Below are 4,456 nucleotides of genomic sequence, written 5' to 3'. Positions count from 1 at the left end.
AATCGAAGATTCAGCGGAGCTAATCTGGCCAATCAATACTCTTAATTAACTCAATTTATCTTTAACAATACTTGAAATGGTCTTACCATCTGCTTTTCCTGACAGCTCTGCCGATGCCAATCCCATTACTTTACCCATGTCTTTCATTGAGTTTGCACCAGTTTTGGCTATAATGCTTTCTACAACTTTGGATATTTCTTCCTCACTTAATTGTTCCGGTAAAAACTGTTCGATGACTGCGGCTTCCTCCAACTCGGGCTGTGCCAGGTCTTCTCGGCCTTGCTCTTTGTAAATAGCGGCACTATCTTTACGCTGCTTTACCAGTTTTTGAAGCAATTTAATTTCCTCCTCTTCTGTGAGGTCTTGCTTGGCTCCACTTTCAGTTTGTGCCAGCAAAAGAGCTGATTTGATTGCTCTTAAAGATGCAAGGGCATTGGTGTCTTTCGTCTTCATTGCCTCTTTCATTGCACTCATAACTTTATCTTGCAGACTCATTGATTTTAATTTTAAATGGACTGCGAATATACAACATTGTCGGAAGATTTTCCAGTATGGATTTTAGAAATTTCCGCTTTTAAAAACCAAAAACCCCACAAACATTTTCATGTTTATGAGGTTTTGAAGCAACTCTAACACTAAACTTGCTTTAAATAGGTTTAATCCACGTTGTCGTGAAGAAAAGAATTGTTGCTGCGCAACTGGATTTCATCATTTTCATCGGTGGATAATGTAGTTCTGGAGATTTTTTCGGTGTCTGATGAAGTTTCATCCAATTCAATTCCCAATCGTTTATATGCGGGTTGTTTTTCCAGCTCATCAACTTTTGAAGCGTTGTTATTGAATTTGTAATTGAATGCCTTCATTTTTTGTTTGCGCTCTTCTGTGCGTTTTTTAAGCAAGTCTGAAATAGAGGAATTCATGGGGTCTACCTCGTCATCTGTATCAGTCTTGGAAGCATTGTCTTCCACAATTTTCTTTTCAAAAACAAGTTCTTCATCAACCACTCTCTCAGGTGTTTTTTGTTTTTCAGGTTTGGCTTCAGCCAAGTGATTTTCGATATCCTGATAGTCATCAAGGCTATAGCGCTTTACCCCCTCTTTTGAAACTTCAGTTACCGGAATGATTTCAATAGCTCCTTTTACATCAAAGTTGTTTACTGAGTCAGCTTCCTCATCTTGTTCTTCTTCGTTTTCTTCAGTTTTGTTTAACGGAAGGTCAAACATTAGCATTTGGTTTTTTTCTTCAGCCGGAGCACTCTTTTGTTCAGGCTGTTGCTTTTGAGAGCGAGCTTCGACAATTATAAAATCATTTACCTCCATAGTGTTGACATAGTCCTGGTCAAACTCTTCTATATTTTGTACTGCCACCTCTTCATAACTCACTGAAATATTTTTTAAAAAATCTGAGGTTTTTATGTAGCCTTCAAAAGGTTGTTCAGGGGTTTGGCCTTCAGGCTCTTCATCAAAAAGTGTGTGCTTAATGACTGGTTCTTCTTTTTTTTGTGGTTGCTGTGGTTTATTAAATCCTTCATTGGTGGAGCCTTGTTTAGAAACGAGTAGTTGTTCGGCTGCTTGTTCATCCTCGAGGGTATGGATGATTTTTTTGGTTTCAGTATTTACAATTTCATTTTGTTGTTCTGCATTGAACCCTGTAGCAATTACAGTTACAGAAATTGCACTGTCGAGGTTTTCATCTTCACCCACACCCATGATGATATTGGCACCATGACCGGCTTCCTGCTGAATATGGTCACTGATTTCTCCAATTTCGTCGATAGTGATTTCTTCTGAGCCTGAAACGATGAGTAGCAGTACGTTTTTAGCTCCGGAAATCTTGTTATCATTCAGCAAAGGAGAGTCAAGGGCATTGGTAATGGCCTCATGGGCACGGTTGGAACCCACGGCAGTGGCACTACCCATTATGGCTGTTCCACTATTGGCTAGTACGGTGCGGGCATCACGCAAGTCAATGTTTTGAGTATAGTGATGGGTAATAACTTCAGCGATTCCACGTGAAGCGGTTGCAAGCACTTCGTCTGCTTTGGAGAAGCCAGCTTTAAAGCCCAGATTTCCATACACTTCGCGCAGTTTGTTGTTGTTGATCACTATGAGTGAGTCTACATTTTTTCTAAGGTTTTCAACGCCAATTTGTGCCTGTTCATTTCTGGTTTTTCCTTCAAACTGAAATGGAATGGTCACGATTCCTACAGTGAGGACATCTAGTTCCTTGGCCATTTTAGCAATGATGGGAGCTGCACCGGTTCCGGTTCCACCACCCATGCCCGCTGTGATGAATATCATTTTAGTATTGGTGGATAGCATGTCTTTGATTTCGTCCATGCTCTCGATGGCGGCGTCTTTACCAATTTCTGGATTGGCTCCTGCCCCTAATCCTTCTGTGAGGGAGACCCCCAACTGGATTTTAATGGGTACCGGGCTGTTTTCCAATGCCTGTGAATCGGTATTGCAGATTACAAAATCGACCCCTTTAATGCCCTGCTTAAACATGTGGTTGATCGCGTTGCTACCTCCACCACCCACTCCAATGACTTTAATGACATTGGATTGGTTTTTGGGAAGGTCAAACTCAATTGGGTTAAATTCGTTGTTGCTACTCATAATATAAATTTAGAAATTGGATGTTCTGATTGTTTAATAATTTATTCTGCTGTATCTAAAAATTCTTTAAATCGTTCTGCCCATTTTTCAAAGAAGCTTTTTCTGGCTTTTGTAATCTCTCTTTGCCCTTCCGGCTCTTCTTCCAGCTTGCTTTCTGTATCATATTCAGGAAGTTCTTCGTTTTTTAGTGTGGGTTCAATGGCTTGAGTATGGTGTTTTTCCAAACTGTTCAATACCAATCCTACTGCCGTGGCATACATAGGGCTGGTGGTTTCAGTATCACTGTTTCCTGCCAGGTGTTCGTTGGGATACCCAATTCGGGTGTCCATGCCTGTAGTGTATTCCACTAATTGTTTTAAGTGCTTTAATTCAGCTCCACCACCGGTAATCACAATGCCGGCAATTAATTTTTTCTTCTGCTCTTCGTGTCCGTACGCTTTAATTTCTGCATAGACCTGTTCAATAATTTCGACCACTCTTGCGTGAATAATTTTTGACAAGTTCTTCAGGGTTATTTCCTTGGGTTCTCTTCCTCTTAGCCCGGGGATGGAAACAATTTCGTTGTCTTTATTTTCCCCCGGCCAGGCAGAGCCAAACTTGATTTTAAGCATTTCTGCTTGTTTTTCGATGATAGAACAGCCTTCTTTGATATCTTCAGTGATTACATTTCCTCCAAAGGGAATGACCGCAGTATGACGAATAATCCCGTCTTTAAAAATGGCTAAATCGGTAGTTCCGCCCCCAATATCTATCAATGCCACACCGGCTTCTTTTTCTTCCTGGCTCAATACGGCATTGGCTGAAGCCAGTGGTTCAAGAGTGATCCCTGCCAGCTCAAGACCAGAGCTTTTAATGCAACGACCAATGTTTCTGATTGAAGCTACCTGGCCTACTACAACATGGAAGTTTGCTTCAAGTCGCGCACCATACATACCCCGTGGTTCTGTGATTTCGGCTTGACCGTCAATTTTATAGTCTTGTGGAAGCACGTGAATAATTTCTTCGCCCGGCAACATAACCAGCTTGTGAACTTGATTGCAAAGTGTTTCAATATCACCTTCACCAATTACTTCTTCACCGTCTTTACGGGTGATGTAATCGCTGTGTTGCAAACTCCTGATGTGCTGTCCGGCTATACCGGCCACTACTTTTGCTATTTTAATGCCTGAGGAGGCTTCTGCTGCTTCAACGGCTTGCTGAATGGATTGGATGGTTTGGGTGATGTTATTGACTACCCCGCGGTGTACTCCCATGCTTTTGGCTTTACCAATACCCAGTATTTCCATTTTTCCATACTCGTTGTAACAACCAATCATGGCGACAATTTTTGTTGTCCCTATGTCCAGACCTACTGCAAAATTCTTGTTTTCCATATGCTATTTTTTTGTAGCGATTACCTGGTTATCAACTTTTAAATTCACCAGGTTGTATGCTGAAATTGTATTATCTTTTATTGTTTTTTGATAAAATGCTTTAAACTTTTGAAACTTTTTATCGATCTCGATTGGTTTTCCGAATTCGATTGTAAAATCATAAACTCTCAAAAACAGTGTTAGCTCATCATCTTCCTGTTTTTGGATGCCGATAATGTGATTGTTCATAAAATCATCTTCTTTTATTTTTAATAGCAACGGAACCAAGGCTTCATAATCTTTACCTGAAATCCCTGATATTATTGGAACCCTTGCTGCGTGAATTTCAGATAATGGCATTGGGGTTCCTTCTTCATCAAGGTAATAAGGTGTTGATGCCACCACACGAGCGATGGGTTTACGTTGTTTTATTTTTGCCCCTAAAACACCGTCAACGGTTACAAACACTTCAGCATTTGAAATCAT

3 protein-coding genes and 1 pseudogene are annotated in these 4,456 nt (G+C 40.7%); all 4 read right to left on the bottom strand.

Features of this window, described 5'->3' with window-relative positions:
* Positions 1-45: 45 nt before the first annotated feature.
* Positions 46-495: a GatB/YqeY domain-containing protein gene (locus tag AACY61_RS09305; RefSeq protein ID WP_339611301.1), complete on the bottom strand. Its 450-nt coding sequence runs from the start codon at positions 493-495 to the stop codon at positions 46-48.
* A 161-nt stretch (positions 496-656) separates the two neighbouring features.
* On the bottom strand, positions 657-2,618 hold the full coding sequence (gene ftsZ / locus AACY61_RS09300; protein ID WP_339611299.1) for a cell division protein FtsZ: 1,962 nt from the start codon (positions 2,616-2,618) through the stop codon (positions 657-659).
* A gap of 41 nt (positions 2,619-2,659) precedes the next feature.
* Entirely contained in the window at positions 2,660-3,991 is a 1,332-nt protein-coding gene (gene ftsA, locus AACY61_RS09295; RefSeq protein ID WP_339611298.1) for a cell division protein FtsA, read from the bottom strand.
* Positions 3,992-3,994: 3 nt separating this feature from the next.
* Positions 3,995-4,456, bottom strand: a pseudogene (locus tag AACY61_RS09290) (hypothetical protein); the annotation flags it as partial.

The sequence above is a fragment of the uncultured Planktosalinus sp. genome, from assembly GCF_963973675.1.
GTDB lineage: Bacteria > Bacteroidota > Bacteroidia > Flavobacteriales > Flavobacteriaceae > Planktosalinus.
This window is presented reverse-complemented; position numbering and strand designations above follow the sequence as displayed.